The organism is Oceanirhabdus seepicola, from assembly GCF_023684385.1.
Lineage (GTDB): Bacteria > Bacillota > Clostridia > Clostridiales > Clostridiaceae > Oceanirhabdus > Oceanirhabdus seepicola.
Genome location: NZ_JAGSOJ010000003.1, coordinates 652,597 through 671,098, shown reverse-complemented (window position 1 = coordinate 671,098; position 18,502 = coordinate 652,597). Strand labels below are relative to the sequence as shown.

The following is an 18,502-nucleotide window of genomic DNA, read 5'->3' as shown; positions in this document are numbered from 1 at the left end:
AATCATAAATCAAGTATCCGTTCCACATACGACCTAATCTTTTGTGGTACAAGAAGCTTTAACTGAATACCGTTATTTTTTCTAATAAAATATATTTCCCCATAATTAAAAGAATCTGAATTAGGCTTAAATATTTTTAGTTCTATTGATGTACACCTATGAAACTCTTTATCAGTAACAAACCCTAATGGTGCAATTTGTTTAGCAAATTCAATATGACCTCTTAACGTCCTATCATGATATTTTTCACATAATCCCATCAAACATTCTAATTCGGTGTCAATCTCACCTAAAACCTTCGGCTCTTTCTCTTTATATGAGATTGACTCATAACGAAATTGATGATACTTTTCTTTATCATTACAATGATAGACATTTATAAATGGATTTTCATAATTTGTTTCAACGCCTTCAAGATTGAGTATACGATTAATTGTCGTGTATAAATCTTTTGATGAAAAATCAATTTGTTCATATAAAAAATTTTCACCATGTATCTCATACCACGATATATTAGAAATATTAGCTTCTGCATCAATTTCTAATTCTGGGAAAGCCATTGACATCTTCTTTAAGGCATAATATTTTAAAATATTAGGGCCTCCTAAAGAACAATAAACATCTATAAACCTGATATTATTATTTTGTTGTTTCTCACAATAATCATCACCACAAATTTCATTAAAATATGTATACCTTTTTTTAGCAATATCTGGCTCTAAAAAAAGTTCCATATATCCTTGCGTATACTCATTTGGCAATAAAACAGGCTGAACCAAATTTTCTTCTTTTAAGTCAAAATTCTTTACAATACTTTTTATCAGATCTCGCTTTACTTCTGGATAGAGATTATATGGGTTAACATATTCATAAGAAATCTCAAAGGACTTAATAGACGAACTAAATACATCTTCCCACATCAAATCCAATTCATATTTATAATAAGATTTTTTATAAAATTCTCCTTTTTGCTCTGTGTTAACTCGTGTTATTTGAATGGGCACATCTTTTCTTATTATTTTTAAATTCAAATAATAATTAACAACTTCTTTTAACTTCTCTATTTCTGGTGTTAAAATGTTATAACTTGTATCTGACCCATCTATTTCATACCCTTCATAATATTCAAACATAACTAGTCTCCTTCTATACAAAAAACTTCATTTCCCTCTTTCTGTTTAATAGTTATATTTTACTAGATTTAAGGTTTGAATACAATTTGGAGATACAAGCGATTTCTATATCCATTCTGAGTCAAAATTTGTTTGTGTTCTTCAGTATTTTTTTGTATCATAGGAGTAAAGGCTATGACGCCTATACTTACTAAAGAATATTTAAAAAGGAGCAACTAAATGCAGTATTATTTAGCACCAATGCACGGAATTACAGGATACATCTATAGGAATTCTTATGAAAAGATTTTTCATAATATTGATAAGTACTTTGCACCGTTTATTGTTCCAAATAAAAGTAGGAATTTAAAAACCAAAGATTTTTTAGATGTTCTTCCACAAAATAATAGAGGGGTTACTATAATTCCACAAATCCTTACTAATGATTCAAATGGTTTTATTGCTACTTCTAGAAAACTACAAAAATTAGGGTATCATGAGATTAATTTAAATTTAGGTTGTCCTTCTAGAATTGTTGTTTCAAAATATAAAGGATCAGGCTTTCTAGCAAAAAGAGAAGAACTTGATAGGTTTTTAGATGAAATATTTAAAATAGATGATATGAAAATTTCTATAAAAACTAGAATAGGAAAAGATAGTCCAAAAGAATTTTACGAGCTAATAAAAATTTTTAATAAATATCCTATAGAAGAATTAATTATCCATCCTAGAACACAAAAAGATTTTTACGGGGACAAGCCTAATCTAGAGGTATTTAAAGATGCATTATCTTTAAGTATTAATCCAATATGTTATAATGGTGATATTTTTACTGGTGAGGATCATAATAAATTAACAAAAGATTTTCCAGAAGTAAAAACAGTAATGCTAGGAAGAGGAATACTAGCTAATCCAGGATTATTAAATGAGATAAAAAATAATACTGTTATAGATAAGAAAATATTTAAAGATTTTCATGATGAAATTCTAAGGCAGTATATAGAATTATGTGATGAAGATATGCATGTACTAATTAAAATGAAAGAACTGTGGGGGTATATGCGTTACGTATTTTCAAACAATAAAGAGTATCTTAAAATAATAAAAAAATCACAAAACATAAGTGATTACAATGAAGCAGTCTTAAGTTTGTTTAATGAACAGGAAATTGTGGAAGGCGCTGGATTATTTACACAGGGTAACTGGGGTGTGTAATAACTTTAGTCACTTCGTTCCTTCAGGACGGATTATCATAGATTGCAAGTTTCTATTCCAATTTTTGTATAGGGGTCGGACCCCCATACAAAAACTGGAACAACATTTTAAAATTGCTGTTATCTCTCTATTCCCTCTCTAGATTCTACCCCTTTTACATAGTAATGCTTTATTTCTTTCATTTCAGTAACTAAATCAGCAATCTCTATAAGCTCCTCTGGCGCATATCTTCCTGTTATAACTACTTCCACCTCGGGATTTCTTTCTTTCACTACTTGTATAAGCTCTTCTACTGTAAATAGCTTGAAATATAGTGCAATTGTAGCTTCATCTAAAATAACAAGATCATATGACCCCTCTTTTAATATTAATTCACATTTTAAAAGAGCCTCTTCAGCTGCTTTAACATCTTCATCATTAGGTTTCTCAGTTAAAAAACACCCACGACCAAATTGTTCAATCTTAATACCTTCTAAATCTTTTTCTATTTTAGTTTCATTATATTTCATACTTTTAACAAATTGTCCTATATACACTTTTTTACCTGAATAAACTGCTCTTAAAGCTAATCCAAAAGCTGCTGTTGTTTTACCTTTTCCGTTTCCTGTATATACATGAATGTAACCCTTTTCCATAAGATCCACCACCATAAAATATTTTAACTTTGCTCCTTGATAAATCTCGTTCGTAAATTATATAACTTAAAGAAGCACCTGTACCCCTATAGTATATAAAATTAAATCTTCTATATCAAGTGCTCTAAAATCACCCCAGTAGCTTATTTTTACATAGTTTGTCCAAAGTCATATGTTTTATTCACACACTGTAACCCTTTCTTAACTTTATAATTAATCAAGTATTATATACTAAAAATGATAATAAATTACATAACAAGAGGAGATCAAAATGAAGAAAATACTATCTAAAAACACACTTATATTGTTGATCATTGCTCTAGCTATTGAATCTTTTATGTTTATAGGGTGCGAAAAACAAATAGAAGAAAAAAATAAAAACATTACATCTAATGCAACGACGAATGAAGATACTTCTAATGTAGATACTGATAATACACAATCAAATGTCCTAACTTCACATGAACCCACTAAGAAAAAAAATTGTATTTATCTAGATAATCAAGAAATAACCAAAACTAAAGTTCTTGAAGTAATGAGAGAAAATGATCCATCACCAAATGTGAATAATTCTTATATAAGTGACAACGGTATATTATCTTTAAAGAATTATGATGAAGATTACCTATTTCCTTTCAGCAAGCTCATAAATAATAATTTCAAATGGGGATATAGAGATAAAAATGGCAAAGAAGTAATACCTCCAACTTATGATGAAGCTTATTTGGTTGATGAGAATAGATACAGCAAAATTCTTTTAGATGGTAAATATGGTATTCTAAACACTAAAACAAAGAAAATTCATAATCATATTTTTAAAGAACTTTTATATCATAATAAAGATTGTGCTGTTGGCTTTGATACTACTGGTTGCGGAATTTTTGTTAATGATAATAAGATTTCTACTTATGATAACGTAAGTAAAATCAGCCAAGATAATGGGGCATTTATCTTTTACCTAAAAAATGATAATTACCTAATTTTAAATAACTCTGGTAAGAAAATAGTAGAATTCAATGGACATCATAATATTTTTGTTATTCAGGATAAATTTGTTTTAATTTCTAAATTCATTTACAATGAAAAATCTGATTCATCTATCACCGAAACTAAACTCTTTGATATCAATGGAAAGAAAATCGGTGAAATTAAAAATCTTTGCTCCTACGACATTTACAGTTCGTGGAATAATACTAGTGACAACGATGTATTTTACCAATTAGGAGATGGCTATTTATCCAATATAAGAGGCATTAAGGACAGCAACAACAATCATATTATAGAATGTGACTCTTTTACATATTTAGGTAATCATATAGGTTTTGATTATATCAAAGAATACTCTGATGGATATTTAAATTCTTTTATAAACCTGAAAACCAAAGAACACTCTGAAAAAAAATACTACAATGCTGTTAGAGTATCTCCAAATAAATTACTTGGTGTAAGTTCATACGGTTTAGAATTCTTAAATAATGATTTTGAAGTTCTTAAAACTTTAAGAGTTAATTACTACTCAAATTATGAAGTACGAAATGGTCTATTGGTTGGATGGAATGACAATGGTTGCTGTATATTTATTACCTTGGATGGTGAAGTTCTATGGGAAGAAAATATGGACAAACAAGTTCAGCATATTGGATCACTAGATGTACTTAACAAGCACCTAGGTGAAGATCCGTTCTCTTTAAGAGAATATCCTTGCATCTTAACGAAAGGGTATGATGAACTAAATGCTTTTATGGATGATATAACAAAAATAAAAATTAATGAAGATGACAGACTAACAGACATAGGAAGAACTCGTTCTATCGCTACTGGAAAGCTTGTGAAAGTAAATGATGTTTTAAAACTTTCTGTATTTCGCGCTTTTCGTTTTTTCAGCTGTAGTGGTCACGGGACATGTAGAAATCATTTTTACTTTGACTTGGATGGCCGAAAAATTCCAATGGATAATATTTTTATAGGAGACTATTCCAGGGTATTAACAGAAAAAATTAATGATATTATGGATAAAGATGAGCATACAGACTACAACTATTCAGATTTTGAATTCAATCCCCAAAGCAATAATTTAAATTTTACAGAGGATGAGCTTATAATAAGACTTTATTCATCTTCTCTTTCTAGAAATTATGACTACTTCAGCATAAAATATGAGGATATTAAAGATGTATTAAACGAAAATCATCCTTTGATTAAAGGTATATTAGGAAAGCCATCATACTAATGATGGCTTTCGGTACATGAAAATAAATAACAAGTCAAAGATGCGACATTTCTAGAACATTCACCCCATCAATGGTCATTCCCTCTAATTACAATTCTCTATTTTTATATTAACTAAAATTATACCCTGATAAATTGCTCCTTAAAGTATACTATTCTCACATTATTATATTTTTAAAATTTGTTTGTGTTCTTCAGTAATTTTTTGTATCATAAGTGTACAGGCTATGAGGCATATGAAAATAAATAACAAGTCAAAGATGCGACAGATATTTATTTAAATATGCCTAATGCCGATATTTACTAAAGAATAATTACAAAAGAGTTACTAAATACAGTATTATTTTAATTAAACATAAGTGAGAGGGAAAAAAAATGAAAATACGAGTACCAGATTATTTTAAAGACTTTAAATGTATAGCTTCAGAGTGCGAGGATACCTGTTGTGCAGGTTGGGAAGTTTTAATCGATGATGAAACATATAAGAAATATCAGAAGGTAGAAGGAAAATTTGGACAAAAACTAAGAAGTGAGATAGTAGAGGATGATGGAGAATATATATTCACATTAAAAGGTAATAATTGTCCATTCTTAAATGAAGGTAAACTGTGTGATATATATAATGAAATAGGAGAAGAAGGACTTTGTCATACATGCAAACAGTATCCAAGATATAAAGAAGAATTTGGAAATTTGCGTGAAATCGGCTTATCATTATCATGTCCAGAAGCGGCGCGAATAATATTAAGCGACAGTAAAAAAATGAAGCTTGAAATAAGTGAAAATCTAGAGGAAGTTGCTTCATATAATGATATAAATGGTATGCTTTTTATGAATCTTTTGAAATGTAGAAAGGTATTTATTGATATTCTTCAAAATCGTGATATTAATTTAAATGATAGAGCTTCTTTACTTCTTAAATTTGCTGATGAGATTCAAGAGAAAATAGATGCGGATGATATAGATGATATTGAAGGGATTAGAGAAAAATACTTAGATGATAGCTTTATAAATGAAGTTATTAGTAGCTTAGATAAGTACAAAGGTGAAGAGGATGTCAAATACCGTAACATATATAAATTTATTAAAGTATTTAAGGAATTAAAGCATATACACTCTAATGACCCCTTAGATCTGGAAGAGTTAGTGAACTGTTTTTGGCAAAGGGATGATGAAGAATTTTATATAGGTAAGCATGAAGCTTTCAATATATATTATGAAGAGAAGATGTATAAGTTTGAGAAGCTATTAGTTTACTTTATATTTAGATATTTTATGAAGGGTGTTTTTGATTATGATGTATCTGCAAAAGTAGTACTAGCAGTAGTTAGTTATTTAATGATTAAGGAATTATTTGTGGTAAGATGGATGAAGAATGGTGAATTCACTGACGCTGATGCAGTAGATATAATGCATATGTATTCTAAAGATATTGAACATTTAGAGGAAAATTTAGAGTCTTTGGCGGATAGTTTTAACAGAAATGAGATATTTAAAGTAGAGGAGCTTTTAATTATGTTGTAAACAATAAAAATTGTTCCAGTTTTTGTATGGGGGGGCCGCCCCCCCCATTACAATCTTTGGAAGATTTCCATACGAACTTAAACAGTAAAGTGGACAAGTTTAGCCCGTCCACTTTAGTTATAGTCATTTATCAACATTGATTTAATTAATAATATATATAGAGTAAAAGTAAGGTAAGTAATACTAGATATTATTTACCTTACTTTTATATCTAAGATTATATATAAATAATAGATAGTAACTAAAGATTAAATAAAGTTAGTATAGTTTTATAAAATAGAGAGAAGAAAAAAATAAGAGTAATGTCTCAAAAACAAACCTTCACAGAGACTTCTAAAGATAGGGTAATAGAGTCACTTAAATGAAGAGTAAAGTCATTAGAGGAAGATAATAAAAAACTTAAAAATGATAATTCCATTCTTTTGGGGAAACTTGCTTTGAAATAAAAACAGGACGTCAATATTGGCGTCCCTACTTCACAGTAATTTAAGGTTGTTCGTAGAATCTACTCGATAAATTGTATTTTTCATTAATTTCAATCTTCATTTAGTTAATATATGACATATCGCTCATTCTCTTAAGTACTCTTTTTCCATTAGCTAATTCATACATAAAACTAACACCACCAGCATAACCAAATAATTCACATGTATTTAGCATTGAAACATCCATAGATAACCACATTGCATTAAATACACTAAGTAAATCTCCATGTGAAACAATAATTATATTTTCATGCTCATTGTTGATTATCTCATTGAAAAATGGTAATAATCTATTCCATTCATCTCTTCTGCTTTCTGCATCAGAAAACATCTTATCGTCAATAGATTTTTCTTTCACTTCCATATTACCTTTCATCCATTGTACAGATTTTCCAACACACTTTCCAAGGTTTCTTTCTCTTAACTCTGTAACTAAAATTGGAGTTATTCCTATATGTTCTCCTACAATTTCAGCTGTATGTTTAGCTCTCAATAAATCAGACGAATACATTATGTAGTTTTTATCCTTTAACTGATTCATTAAATTTTTCCCAATATTATTTGCTTGTATTATACCCTGTTCTGATAAATCCCAATCTGTCCATGACCCAACCATTCCGTTAGTGTGATGGATAGACTGTGTATGTTGTATAGTTATAATGTTTTTCATGCAATCCCCCCTTTTTAATTTCGCAAAATAATACAATTGCATTATATTACTTGAAATATTTTATCATATTTTGGAAAATAAATAAAACCTTTTATTACTTATAATAAAAATAATAGATATCTAATATTACTTAGTAATATTAGATATCTATTTGTATTTTCAACATTTTAACTTACGTATCTACTTTTAAATTTTTAAACATAGCCTAATTAAAATATCTTTGGAAACATTACATCATCAGACAATCTACTTATAATATTATCAGCTGTTTCCTCAATATAAGTTAATATTTTATTATTTGAAATATAGACAGGTTCTGAAACTTCCTGTTCCTGACTAAAGTATTTTTCTATTACCCAATTTATTCCTAGGTTTGATTCCTTCTCAGTAATGTAGCCATGAACACAATGTGGTTTCACAATTTTTATTAAATTGCATATATCTTTCATTTCACTATTATCTTTTACAAGCATAAAATCATGACAATCTAAGTCATGGAAAATATTGTCACGAAATAATATATCAGTTGGTACTATGCCTAATTTGTCCATTTCCTTTACAAAGTTAGGTCTAACTTTAAGCAAAAACATTTCATCTGAAAGTAGATGCACCACATATCCTCTATATAAATCAATTAAACTATTATCTTTAGATATATTATCATTTATAAAACTAGTGACCCTATTATGAAACGTTGTAAGGTTCTCTCTCTTACTAAAATCCATATCTGCAATATCATCTCTCATATGAGAGTGTTTTTTATCTTCTCTTACGTAGCCTTCTCTACAATGTATCGCATCTGGAGCTATTGAACCTGCATAAAATAGCCCTTTATTTGTAATTATTCCATTAGGTAATGTATTTACTATTCTATTGGCAATTGCCAAATGTGTTATAGGACCTGGCATATTATCCCTCCGTTCAAATGATTTTTTATTAACTATTATAGATAGAAATTTTCTTTGGCACTTCTTGATTTAGAAAATAATGAATGCTTCAACATTTTTTCTAAATCAAGGTGTAAATATTAATTTCTATCTATATATCTTTAAAAGACTAAAAATTAATCTATATGCAGCTTATAAATATGTTCTTCATAGACTACATTTAACTTAGGCTGTTTAAAGCTACCTTTACCGTCTAATTGCATTCCACATTTTTCTAAAACCCTCCCAGATGCAGTATTTTCTATAGCACAACCTGCAACAAAATCTGTAATCCCTAAACTATGTCCAAATTTAATAACTGCTTTTACAATTTCAGTAGCATAGCCTTTTCCCCAGCATTCTTGCTTAATTGAATAACCGAAACCCCACTCATCCGTTTTATTTGTAGAACCGAAACAACAAGTTCCGATAACTTCACCAGTATCTTTTAAAGTTGCAACTGTTAAGTTGTTATTACTATTATTATTCTGACATATAGATACAACCTCTTCAAGTGATTCAACAGGGTCACTCATATATTTTTCATTCTCACTATTACTCCAGATCTCCCAAACATCTTTAGCATGATCTTGTACCATGTTACGAAGAATTAATCTTTCTGTAATAATATTATTTGATAGCATATTAATTATCCTCCTTAATATATCTTATTTCTACTAATCGACAATATAATTGTTTTCTTTTTCGTACATCTATTTTACCATATATTTAAAATTTAGTAACATTTTTGCTATATTTTTTTACATCAAATCCCTTTCCAAAACATAACCATCTCTTTTATCACTATCATAATGAATACATATCATCGTTCATACCATTTAGCTTGAGATTCTAATAAATGATAATACTTGCCCTTTAAATCAATTAGCTCTTGATTTGTGCCTTCTTCTACTATCTCCCCATTCTCCATTACAACAATTTTATCCGCGATTTGAGTTGACCCCAATCTATGAGTAACAAAAATGCAGGTCTTATCATCACTCAATTTCTTAAAAGTACTGAAAACATTAGCCTCTTCAATAGGATCGATAGCCGCAGTAGGTTCATCCAAAACAATCAAATCATGTGGACGATATAAGCCACGTGCAATTGCTATACGCTGCCATTCACCTCCTGAGAGTTCTTGTCCACCAAACTCTCTTGATAAAATAGTTTCATTATTAATTTTTAAATCATTAAAACTTAGATTAATCCCTGAAGAAGCATTTTCAATTGAATCTTGGGACGAAATATTACTAATCTTTATGTTATCTTCGGCAGGTAGTTTATACTTTATAAAATTTTGGAACACTGCACTAATATTACTGAATTTGGATGAGTTAGAGTAATTTATAATATTTTTATCACCATACTGCACCACACCTTGTGATGGATTATACAACCCCATAATTATTTTTGTTAATGTGCTTTTTCCAGAACCATTTTCCCCAACGATTGCTAATGATGTACCTTTCTTTATCCTTAGGTTTATATTTGACAAAGACTTTTCCTTTGCATTTGGATATTTAAAAGAAACATCTCTTAATTCAATGTCATCTGCCTTAGAAAGTTCCTCTTCTCGTTCAATTTCTTTTTCCTCATTTAAAAATCTAATAAGAAAAGATGTACTTGAAATCCCCACCAAAGCTTCACCAATATCTTCAATAAGTCCCTTTAACATAGACGTAATTTTCTCTATAGAATAATAAATAGCTCCAAATTGACTTACTGAAATGGAACCATTATATAAATAGTAAACTAATAAAGCCAGTACGCAAAGGTATCCTAAGGTATTTATAATCCGCATAACTATAGCAACTTTTAGAAGCTTGTTTTTAACATGAACATAGGCTTTACTAAATTCTTTGTTAGAATCTACAAATAGACTATAGAAATAGTTAAAGGCTCCATTAATTAAGGTTTCTTTGAAATTTTCCTTTGAAACAATACAGCTTTCAAAGTATTCAGTCTTTCTTCTTCTATTTGCAATTTTATCTTCAAAATCATAATTATTGCTCATTTTAATTAATTCAGAAATTAAAACAGGAATAAATATTAATACTATGGCAAATACCAACATAGGTTTTATAGAAATCATATATAATGATGTTATTAATATGAAAGGTATGTATAAAAACAATATTTGGACAATAACACGGATTCCGTTTGGTGCTTCTCCGTTTCCTAAGCTTGCCTTCTTAAAGTCATCAAAATTTTCAACATCTTCATAATCAATTAAATCCATTCTATTAATGCGATCATGATATAGTGATTGCATGTACCCATTACCACGTCTCCAAAAGTAGCCTTGTGCTAAAAACTCTAACCATTCCCCCACTGGATTAAGGATTAAGATAATTAATATAGCTAATATGGGCTTAATCATGATATCATATGGAGATCCCTTAACAACCTCCAATATATTGGAAAATAGTGATTGTAATACTACTATCTCTGAGTAACGTAAAACACTAAATAGTAGTGATGCGACTATAAGTGCCGAAAAAGTAAGTGGACTTGCACGCCAAGTGTATTTGATTAATTTTAAAAAGATCTTACTATTAGACATTCTTCTTCCTTTACTCATAATACATCTCCTTTTGCGTGTTAAACAATTTGGCATATATATTATCTTTCATCATCAATTCTTCATGTGAACCCTGCTCAGCAATTTTTCCACTATCAAGTACTATTATTTCATCTGATATTTTTGTTGAACCTAACCTGTGACTAATCATCAATAGAGTTTTATCCTTAGCTATTTTTGAAAAATTACTATAAACTTTACTTTCAGCAGTTGGACTCAAACTGGATGTTGGTTCATCTAAAATGACAAATGGTCCATTTTTATAAAGAGCACGAGCTATAGCGATCCTTTGCCACTGTCCTCCAGAAATATCTATTCCATTATCATACATTTTACCTAAATAGCTGTTTTCCCCCTCTGGTAAATCACGAATCAGATCACCCAATTCTAGCTTTTCTATAACTGAACTAAGACCCCCTTCAGGATTATCAAAGGCTATATTATCTTTCAGAGAAACATAATATCTGGCATAGTCTTGAGAAACAACAGAAAACATGCTTCGAAGTTGATTGAAGGTGTAAAGCTTTATATCCTTACCATTAACTAAAATTTCTCCTTCAAAATCTCTATATAAACCGACTAATATTTTAATCAAAGTTGTTTTCCCTGCCCCATTTAAGCCCACTAATGAGTAAGATTTACCTTTTTCTAGATATAAATTTATACCTTTGATAATATAATCTTTAGAGTCTTTATATTTAAAGTACAAATTCTTAATATGTAAGCTTTCGAATTTCAAATTTTCACATCTATCATCAAATACTTCTTTGTTTTCTTCTAGCTGGATAAACTCTTTGAAGTCCTTTACATATTCATTATGTGAGGAAAATTCAAAGAAAAGCTCTGATAATTGAAGTGAAATAACTTTTGTTAAATTTATCATACTACCTACTATGGCTGTAAATAAACCAACACTTAATAGGTTATTGTATACCTGTCTAGATAATGTAACAATTATTATAATGGTAAATATGTTTATTACTATATTACATAATTTGATTCTTAAAGTTTCACGTGCTAATGTCTTTGTGTTAAAATTCGATCTATAAAGATGGGCATCTTTAAATCTTTTATTGAGTGTATACGAGTAATTAAATAGTGTTCTTTCAGCACTGGCTTCTCTATTTGACAAAATATCAGATAGGTAATTCATCTGTCTTGTTATGAAACCAACCTTTTTCTCTGACTCATAGATTGCTTTACCACCTTTAAATGTTAAGAAAATCATTGGAATTATAATGAAAATAAATATGATGACTATCCACCAATTATATTTATACAACGCATATAAAATACCAACTACTTGTACAGCTATTGTGATTATCAAATTAGTTGATTTAAGAATTTTTATAAATTTCTTTTCTATGTCCTTAGTTACTCTTAATAGTAAATCCTGTGTTTGTGTTGATTCAAATAATAAATAATCCATAGAAAATTGCTTTTTTATGATCTCTGGCTTTAATTTATTTCTCAATGTATCTTCCAACAGTTCATAAAAGTACAATTTTAATTCTTGACTAAGCTGAGTATACAAATATCCCAAACCCATAAACATGGCATTTTTTATCATTATATAAGTTTGTGGATCATTTGAGGTTAATGTTATTACAGAATCAATAAAATTTGCAACAACCACCAGCATCAAAGGTACTAGTAAACCATCCATCACTGTTAAAGCGAGACACATGGCAAAAAGCTTTGGTGAATATTTAGCACATAATTTAACAATGCTTAAAACTGAAATATTTTTCTTTTGTAAATCTAACATTATATAGCCCCCTCTAATAAAGTTTTGTTAGAAATTTATCTATATTTTTTTCATTATTATGCTACTATCTCTACTCTAATCTTATCAATTTATACTTACAAAAAAAAGCTCAAGAATGATTAGTAATCGAACTTGAGCCAAAATATAATAAATGTTGTGATATTTATCAGAAAAATCAATTTATTTCCCATTGACAATTTGATACTTCTTAGCTGTCAATGCCATAGAATCACTTAAACGAGGAATTTCTTTATTAATCTTAGTGTTTAAAGAACTACAATAACTTATTACTAGGGTTGGTAAAGTTTGCCCATGTTACATTGTGGTCAATATGTCTAACCATTCGGTAAGATACTGACTTAAATCCACACTTAGGCCAAAATGTTGAGGAAGTAAGGTTCGCTATTCTCCAATCTGCTAACATATAATTATGTTTCTTTTCTTTAATTATTCTATAAGCTTCATTCATTAATTTTTTACCAACACCACTACCCATTTGGGAATAGTAAGTTCCTGCTATAGATAACTCTACTCCATCATCAGGTGCCATCAAATCTGGAGTAATAGGCTCATATACTTGAAATCCTAATTCCTTCTTATCTTTTTCTGCAATAAGAACCAGTGAATCATCTTCCTCAACCAGGCTTTTATACCCAGAATTTATTCTCGCTACAACTTCATCAGGAAATGGCGGTATAAAAGCTGGTGCTGAATTTTGATATGAATGAATTATACTGGACATATTACCCATTATTGCACTATCCATTTTGTTAGCTAATCTAATCTCAGCATCAGATACATTTTCAAAAGACTTGTAATCCTTCATATTCATTACCCCATGTACTTGTTCAATAAAAAAGCTTAATCCTTGGAAAGCTTCATAGTACTCCTGGTTTCCTAGAGGTATCATGGTATAGTGACTAAAGCAGCCTTGTTCAAGCCACTTAACTGAAACCTTTGCATAAAGATTCCTTATAAGTTCAGGGGATTGTTCCATTTTGATTGCTATTCCCTCATAGGGTACCCATACATGTTTACCTCTTAAATTGTGAATACTTATTTCTCCCATTATATAACCTACTAGTTCATCATTAAGAAATGCTCCCATCCCAATGACTTCACTATTAACAAACAACTCTTCAAACATATCTGTAATATATTTTGCATTAAGACAACTATTATTCAGAAACGGAAACACTTTACTCTCATTTTTTTGTCTCTGCATTAGCAAATTAGTCATTGCAGACATATCATCAATAGTAATTGATCTGAATTCATATTTTTTCATTTCTATTCCTCCATATTTAATTTATATTAGGCGATTTGAAATAAACAACTAGTCATTTTCAAATTGTCTTTATTTTAATAAATTAATAACATTTGCAACCACACCAGCATCAGCGGCATTAGCAAGCTGTTCATCACTGCTCTGCTCTACTCTAATCTTATCATTTTTCACTTACTAAAAAAGCTCAAAAACAATTCATAACTATTTTTGAGCAACAATAAGATATCCTCTCACAAAAATTATACCTTTTGTGAGGGGACTATGTTAAATATATGATGTACCTTTCACCCTTTCAGGGTGAATGCCAGTGAGCACTGCTTGCTTCAAATAAAAACCATCATGATTTTTTCATGATGGTTTAGTGTGCTTCATTTATTTTTAACCGTAATTGTATGGAAGTCACCCATCTTCTAAAAGTGGGTGATGCATAATACTATTTTCAGAAGGGTTCGATATCCTTCTGAAAATACTATAGCTTACAAGTATAAAATCATCAGAAAATGTATACACTATACGTATAAATGTTCTATGATAACTAGATATATAAGGTTGTGATGGGTATACGAATATAGCGAAAACCAAGCTTAGCCTCCATCACGTAAAATATCTAAGGCAACTTAGAATACCGCAAAACGGTAACTACCCTAGGTCCTAGGGAAAGTCAAGCCTGTGGAGAATGCATAAGACCTGTATGGCGATATTCTAGGAAACAGGAAAAATTCTAGTACACGATACTAGAAGCCCCCAGTTCTGCGTGAGCAACTGGTGGGAGGGTTCACTTTTCTATCCTTCTATTTCCTCAGTCAATCTTACAATCTCGTCGATTATATTACCAATATGCTCTATAGTATCAAGTAACGGTTTGTCTGTTGTTATATGAACTCCTGCCATTTTTGAAAGTTCCACTGGAGTCTTAGTTCCCCCTGCTTTTAGAACTTCTCTCCAGTCATTTATGGCTGGCTGTCCTTCTTTTATAATTCTCTTACTTACCTCTGTTGCTACAGTAAGTCCTGCACTATAAGTATAAGGGTAAAGTCCCATGTAATAATGAGGTTGTCTCATCCAAGTAAGCTCTGCACCTTCATTTATCTTTACATCTTCTCCCCAGAACTTTTCAAGCACACCTTTCTTTAATTCATTAAGAGTATTAGCCTGAACACTTCCACCATTATCTATTATATTGTAAACCTCTCTTTGATAAGCAGCTTCTAAAAGGTGGGTTACAAAGTTATGATAATAAGTACGTCCAATCATAGAAGATAATACCCATCTCTTAAATCTTGGCTCATCATTAACTTTCATAAGATGATTTGCCATTAACATTTCATTCATTGTAGATGGTGCTTCTATAAAATACAAAGATGGTCTTGTATCAAAAATATTTTGGTTTTGTCCACACAAATGGAAATGACCAGCATGACCAAGTTCATGAGCTAATACAAATACTTCTCTCATTTTCTCAGTCCATGATATTAAAATAAACGGGTGTACTCCATATGGTGATGCACAAAATGCTCCTGTAGATTTTCCTTTATTTTGTACAAAATCAATCCATCTCTCATCATAAGCTCTTTTAATCATCTCTAAATAATCTTCACCTAATACACCTAAGGCTTCCTCTATATATTTCTTAGATTCTTCTACTGTTATATTCGGCTCATAATTTGGATCAACTACAAGCTTTAAATCCATAAAAGTCATTTCATCTATTTTATGAATTTTCTGAAGAAGTTTAGCGTACTTTCTCATATGTGGAGCTAATTTTTCCATTATTAAATCTATTTGTCTATTGTATAATTCTCTATCTACCTTCTGTGGAAATAACAGACTATCTATAACAGAATCAAATCCTCTAAGAGTCGCTAATGTTTTTTCCTTTTGCACTTGCGTTTGATATGCAGCAGCTACAGTATTCTGATATTCTCTTAATTTAGACGAAAAAGCCTCAAAGGCAACTCTACGTACTTTTGTATTATTTTCAAATTCCCATTCACCCTCAAAAAGTCCAAAACTAAGAGGATGCTCTTCTCCATCTACAATAAAGTTTTTAAAGTTCATATCTGTAAGTTTAGTTTTTCCGTATATAGTATAAGGAGCATCTAGTGTTGATGATAATGCTGCTAATACCCTTTCTGCCTCAGGATGAAGAGCGTGTTTCTTATTTCTCTTTATATTTTCCAAATAGTTAGCATTTTCTTTTGACTTAGATATAGCCTCATCTATTACTGCTTCATCTGCTTGTATTAGTTCACTATCTATAAAGCTAAGTCTACTAAATAAATCAGATAAAATATTTGAAAATTTCATTGATCTTTCTTGATTTTCAATATTCCCATAATCTACTGAAACTGATAGATTTGAATAACTTCCTGTCTTGTATGCTATTTCATTTAACTTTTTCAGCTTATCCAAACACTCATTGATATTTTCTGCTATGTTAAGATTTCCCTTATACGTTTCTTCAATTTCTGAAGTAAGTCTTTTACACATCTCTACATCTGCCTTATAGTCTTCTTCTTTTGCATAAATAGCAGATAAATCCCATGTGAGTGACTGGTCTACATCCTGTCTTGCTTTTACAACTTTGCTCATTTTATAACCCCCCTTGTTTACTTAGGAACGGTCAAAAAATAACTTTGTATACTTTCACGTCCCTTTACTATATTAATTTATATATTTTTATATTGTTTACACCTCTTAATTATAGTATATAGTACCATTATTTACAAAATTAAATTTATTGAAAAAAAATTGAAATCCATATTTTCCACCTTACTATCTCTTAACTCTATTATTGAAGCTTTTTCAATATTTTCTACTGTACCTATATCGCTATAATAAACCTCTTCTTTTCCTTTTTGTATGCCTCGTTCCTTTATTTTCGGATCATAAAAACTCTTAACCATTACTTTTACCTCTTCTCGATATTAGGCATATTCATAGCCTGTCACTATTATTCCATATCAAAAAAATCAGCCGGATTTTTAACCAATATATCTTCAAGTACCTTTGGTGCCAGTCCCATTTCTTCACAATAAGGAATAAAATCAGTGAACAAATCGGTACAAGGCTGATTTTCCGGTGAGTTTACCATTTCTTCATAAAAATCATAGTCCTGGGATAAAAGTATACGGTCTTGATATCCTTTTTCAAAGGCCTCCTTCACTAAAGTACAATATTTTTGAAGACTGTCTTTTTTTACATCGTCAAAACCCAGCCACATCCCTTTGGATAAAGCCCTTGCCATTGTCTCTTTATTCGCATCAGCGCTTGCATGAGCCCATAAAAACTTGTTGAAATTACAATCCACCCTTTCCAATAAATCTATAACTTCTTCGGCAGTCCCGGTTTCTAATATATGGCAATGTATAGGCATCCCCGTTTCCCGGCTAGCAATGACAGTTGCTTTTATTATCTTTTTATACGCTTCCGATAGCTTACCTCGGTTTGTAAAAATTTTTATTTGAGAAGGGCGAATAGTGACACCATTTATCGTATCCAGCCCCTTTTCAAAGTCCTCAATCCAACGCTTTGCCAGCTCCATTTCATCCGCGTGCTTATGAATATCATAGATATGGGTAGAAAAAGCCATTCCAGTATTGGGCAATATGTTTATACCTGAAGCCCTTGAAAGCATCTGCATCAATTTCAGATTCTGACTGCCCTCCGGCGGCGACGTTTCAACAACGGTTCTGCAGCCCGTTTGATACAACTTCTTGAATAGTGGCAAAAGGACATGGTATACCTGTACCGTTTTTTCTTCCTCGTACTTTTTTTCAAAATACATGGACTCAACATCAAAGCCACCCCAATAAAGATGCTCATGGGATAATGTTATCCCTAATTCTTCTTTTTTTATAGCACCTCTTACAGTATATATCATATGATTAATACCCCCCCTATTTCCTTTTCTGATTTTCATTATACCTACAAATCACTGACAGCACTATGTCAGTCTTTTTCTTTAGATATTATAAAAATAAACTTTCAGATTTTATAAAATCCAAAAGTTTAGATATTAATATTATTTCGCAACATGTGAAAACTAATTAATTTGAGAGTT

The 18,502-nt window shown here is 30.3% G+C and carries 14 protein-coding genes; 3 read left to right on the top strand and 11 right to left on the bottom strand.

Annotation, left to right across the window (positions count from 1 at the left end):
• Positions 1–2: 2 nt before the first annotated feature.
• Positions 3–1,133 carry a hypothetical protein gene (locus KDK92_RS16880; RefSeq protein WP_250860515.1) on the bottom strand — a complete coding sequence of 377 codons (1,131 nt, stop codon included), beginning with the start codon at positions 1,131–1,133 and terminating at the stop codon, positions 3–5.
• Between the two features lie 219 nt (positions 1,134–1,352).
• Between KDK92_RS16880 and KDK92_RS16875 the strand changes: the two genes are divergently transcribed.
• On the top strand, positions 1,353–2,327 hold the full coding sequence (locus KDK92_RS16875) for a tRNA dihydrouridine synthase (protein WP_250860514.1): 975 nt from the start codon (positions 1,353–1,355) through the stop codon (positions 2,325–2,327).
• A gap of 119 nt (positions 2,328–2,446) precedes the next feature.
• On the opposite strand, the gene cobO is transcribed toward KDK92_RS16875, so the two are convergent.
• A complete protein-coding gene (gene cobO / locus KDK92_RS16870; RefSeq protein ID WP_250860513.1) occupies positions 2,447–2,962 on the bottom strand; it encodes a cob(I)yrinic acid a,c-diamide adenosyltransferase in 516 nt (171 codons plus the stop codon).
• Positions 2,963–3,233: 271 nt separating this feature from the next.
• Here cobO and KDK92_RS16865 point away from each other — a divergent pair, with 271 nt between their 5' ends.
• Complete coding sequence (locus KDK92_RS16865) at positions 3,234–5,192, top strand: WG repeat-containing protein (protein WP_250860512.1); 1,959 nt, start codon at positions 3,234–3,236, stop codon at positions 5,190–5,192.
• A 374-nt stretch (positions 5,193–5,566) separates the two neighbouring features.
• On the top strand, positions 5,567–6,715 hold the full coding sequence (gene fliB / locus KDK92_RS16860; protein ID WP_250860511.1) for a flagellin lysine-N-methylase: 1,149 nt from the start codon (positions 5,567–5,569) through the stop codon (positions 6,713–6,715).
• 546 nt (positions 6,716–7,261) lie between these two features.
• Here the strand turns inward: fliB and KDK92_RS16855 are convergent.
• From KDK92_RS16855 to KDK92_RS16815, 9 genes are all read right to left on the bottom strand, one after another.
• A complete protein-coding gene (locus KDK92_RS16855) occupies positions 7,262–7,870 on the bottom strand; it encodes a histidine phosphatase family protein (RefSeq protein ID WP_250860510.1) in 609 nt (202 codons plus the stop codon).
• Positions 7,871–8,079: 209 nt separating this feature from the next.
• Positions 8,080–8,778 (bottom strand): zinc dependent phospholipase C family protein, encoded by a 699-nt coding sequence (locus tag KDK92_RS16850; RefSeq protein WP_250860509.1) that lies wholly within the window; start codon positions 8,776–8,778, stop codon positions 8,080–8,082.
• 155 nt (positions 8,779–8,933) lie between these two features.
• Positions 8,934–9,440: a GNAT family N-acetyltransferase gene (locus KDK92_RS16845; protein ID WP_250860508.1), complete on the bottom strand. Its 507-nt coding sequence runs from the start codon at positions 9,438–9,440 to the stop codon at positions 8,934–8,936.
• A gap of 179 nt (positions 9,441–9,619) precedes the next feature.
• Positions 9,620–11,383: an ATP-binding cassette domain-containing protein gene (locus tag KDK92_RS16840; RefSeq protein WP_250860507.1), complete on the bottom strand. Its 1,764-nt coding sequence runs from the start codon at positions 11,381–11,383 to the stop codon at positions 9,620–9,622.
• Complete coding sequence (locus tag KDK92_RS16835; RefSeq protein ID WP_250860506.1) at positions 11,376–13,151, bottom strand: ATP-binding cassette domain-containing protein; 1,776 nt, start codon at positions 13,149–13,151, stop codon at positions 11,376–11,378. The genes KDK92_RS16840 and KDK92_RS16835 overlap by 8 nt, the downstream gene beginning before the upstream one ends.
• 274 nt (positions 13,152–13,425) lie before the next feature.
• Positions 13,426–14,439, bottom strand: coding sequence for a GNAT family N-acetyltransferase (locus KDK92_RS16830; RefSeq protein ID WP_250860505.1), 1,014 nt, complete (start codon positions 14,437–14,439; stop codon positions 13,426–13,428).
• A 783-nt stretch (positions 14,440–15,222) separates the two neighbouring features.
• Complete coding sequence (gene pepF, locus KDK92_RS16825) at positions 15,223–17,031, bottom strand: oligoendopeptidase F (protein ID WP_250860504.1); 1,809 nt, start codon at positions 17,029–17,031, stop codon at positions 15,223–15,225.
• Positions 17,032–17,162: 131 nt separating this feature from the next.
• Positions 17,163–17,345 (bottom strand): hypothetical protein, encoded by a 183-nt coding sequence (locus KDK92_RS16820; protein WP_250860503.1) that lies wholly within the window; start codon positions 17,343–17,345, stop codon positions 17,163–17,165.
• A 47-nt stretch (positions 17,346–17,392) separates the two neighbouring features.
• The gene (locus KDK92_RS16815) at positions 17,393–18,322 is read right to left on the bottom strand and encodes a phosphotriesterase family protein (protein WP_250860502.1); all 930 of its coding nucleotides are present in this window, start codon (positions 18,320–18,322) and stop codon (positions 17,393–17,395) included.
• Positions 18,323–18,502 lie beyond the last annotated feature (180 nt).

Bases quoted from the DNA above. Each gene is read 5' to 3' on its own strand.
- KDK92_RS16880 (WP_250860515.1), bottom strand. From the start codon at position 1,133: ATGTTTGAATATTATGAAGGGTATGAAATAGATGGGTCAGATACAAGT.
- KDK92_RS16875 (WP_250860514.1), top strand. From the start codon at position 1,353: ATGCAGTATTATTTAGCACCAATGCACGGAATTACAGGATACATCTAT.
- cobO (WP_250860513.1), bottom strand. From the start codon at position 2,962: ATGGAAAAGGGTTACATTCATGTATATACAGGAAACGGAAAAGGTAAA.
- KDK92_RS16865 (WP_250860512.1), top strand. From the start codon at position 3,234: ATGAAGAAAATACTATCTAAAAACACACTTATATTGTTGATCATTGCT.
- fliB (WP_250860511.1), top strand. From the start codon at position 5,567: ATGAAAATACGAGTACCAGATTATTTTAAAGACTTTAAATGTATAGCT.
- KDK92_RS16855 (WP_250860510.1), bottom strand. From the start codon at position 7,870: ATGAAAAACATTATAACTATACAACATACACAGTCTATCCATCACACT.
- KDK92_RS16850 (WP_250860509.1), bottom strand. From the start codon at position 8,778: ATGCCAGGTCCTATAACACATTTGGCAATTGCCAATAGAATAGTAAAT.
- KDK92_RS16845 (WP_250860508.1), bottom strand. From the start codon at position 9,440: ATGCTATCAAATAATATTATTACAGAAAGATTAATTCTTCGTAACATG.
- KDK92_RS16840 (WP_250860507.1), bottom strand. From the start codon at position 11,383: ATGAGTAAAGGAAGAAGAATGTCTAATAGTAAGATCTTTTTAAAATTA.
- KDK92_RS16835 (WP_250860506.1), bottom strand. From the start codon at position 13,151: ATGTTAGATTTACAAAAGAAAAATATTTCAGTTTTAAGCATTGTTAAA.
- KDK92_RS16830 (WP_250860505.1), bottom strand. From the start codon at position 14,439: ATGAAAAAATATGAATTCAGATCAATTACTATTGATGATATGTCTGCA.
- pepF (WP_250860504.1), bottom strand. From the start codon at position 17,031: ATGAGCAAAGTTGTAAAAGCAAGACAGGATGTAGACCAGTCACTCACA.
- KDK92_RS16820 (WP_250860503.1), bottom strand. From the start codon at position 17,345: ATGGTTAAGAGTTTTTATGATCCGAAAATAAAGGAACGAGGCATACAA.
- KDK92_RS16815 (WP_250860502.1), bottom strand. From the start codon at position 18,322: ATGATATATACTGTAAGAGGTGCTATAAAAAAAGAAGAATTAGGGATA.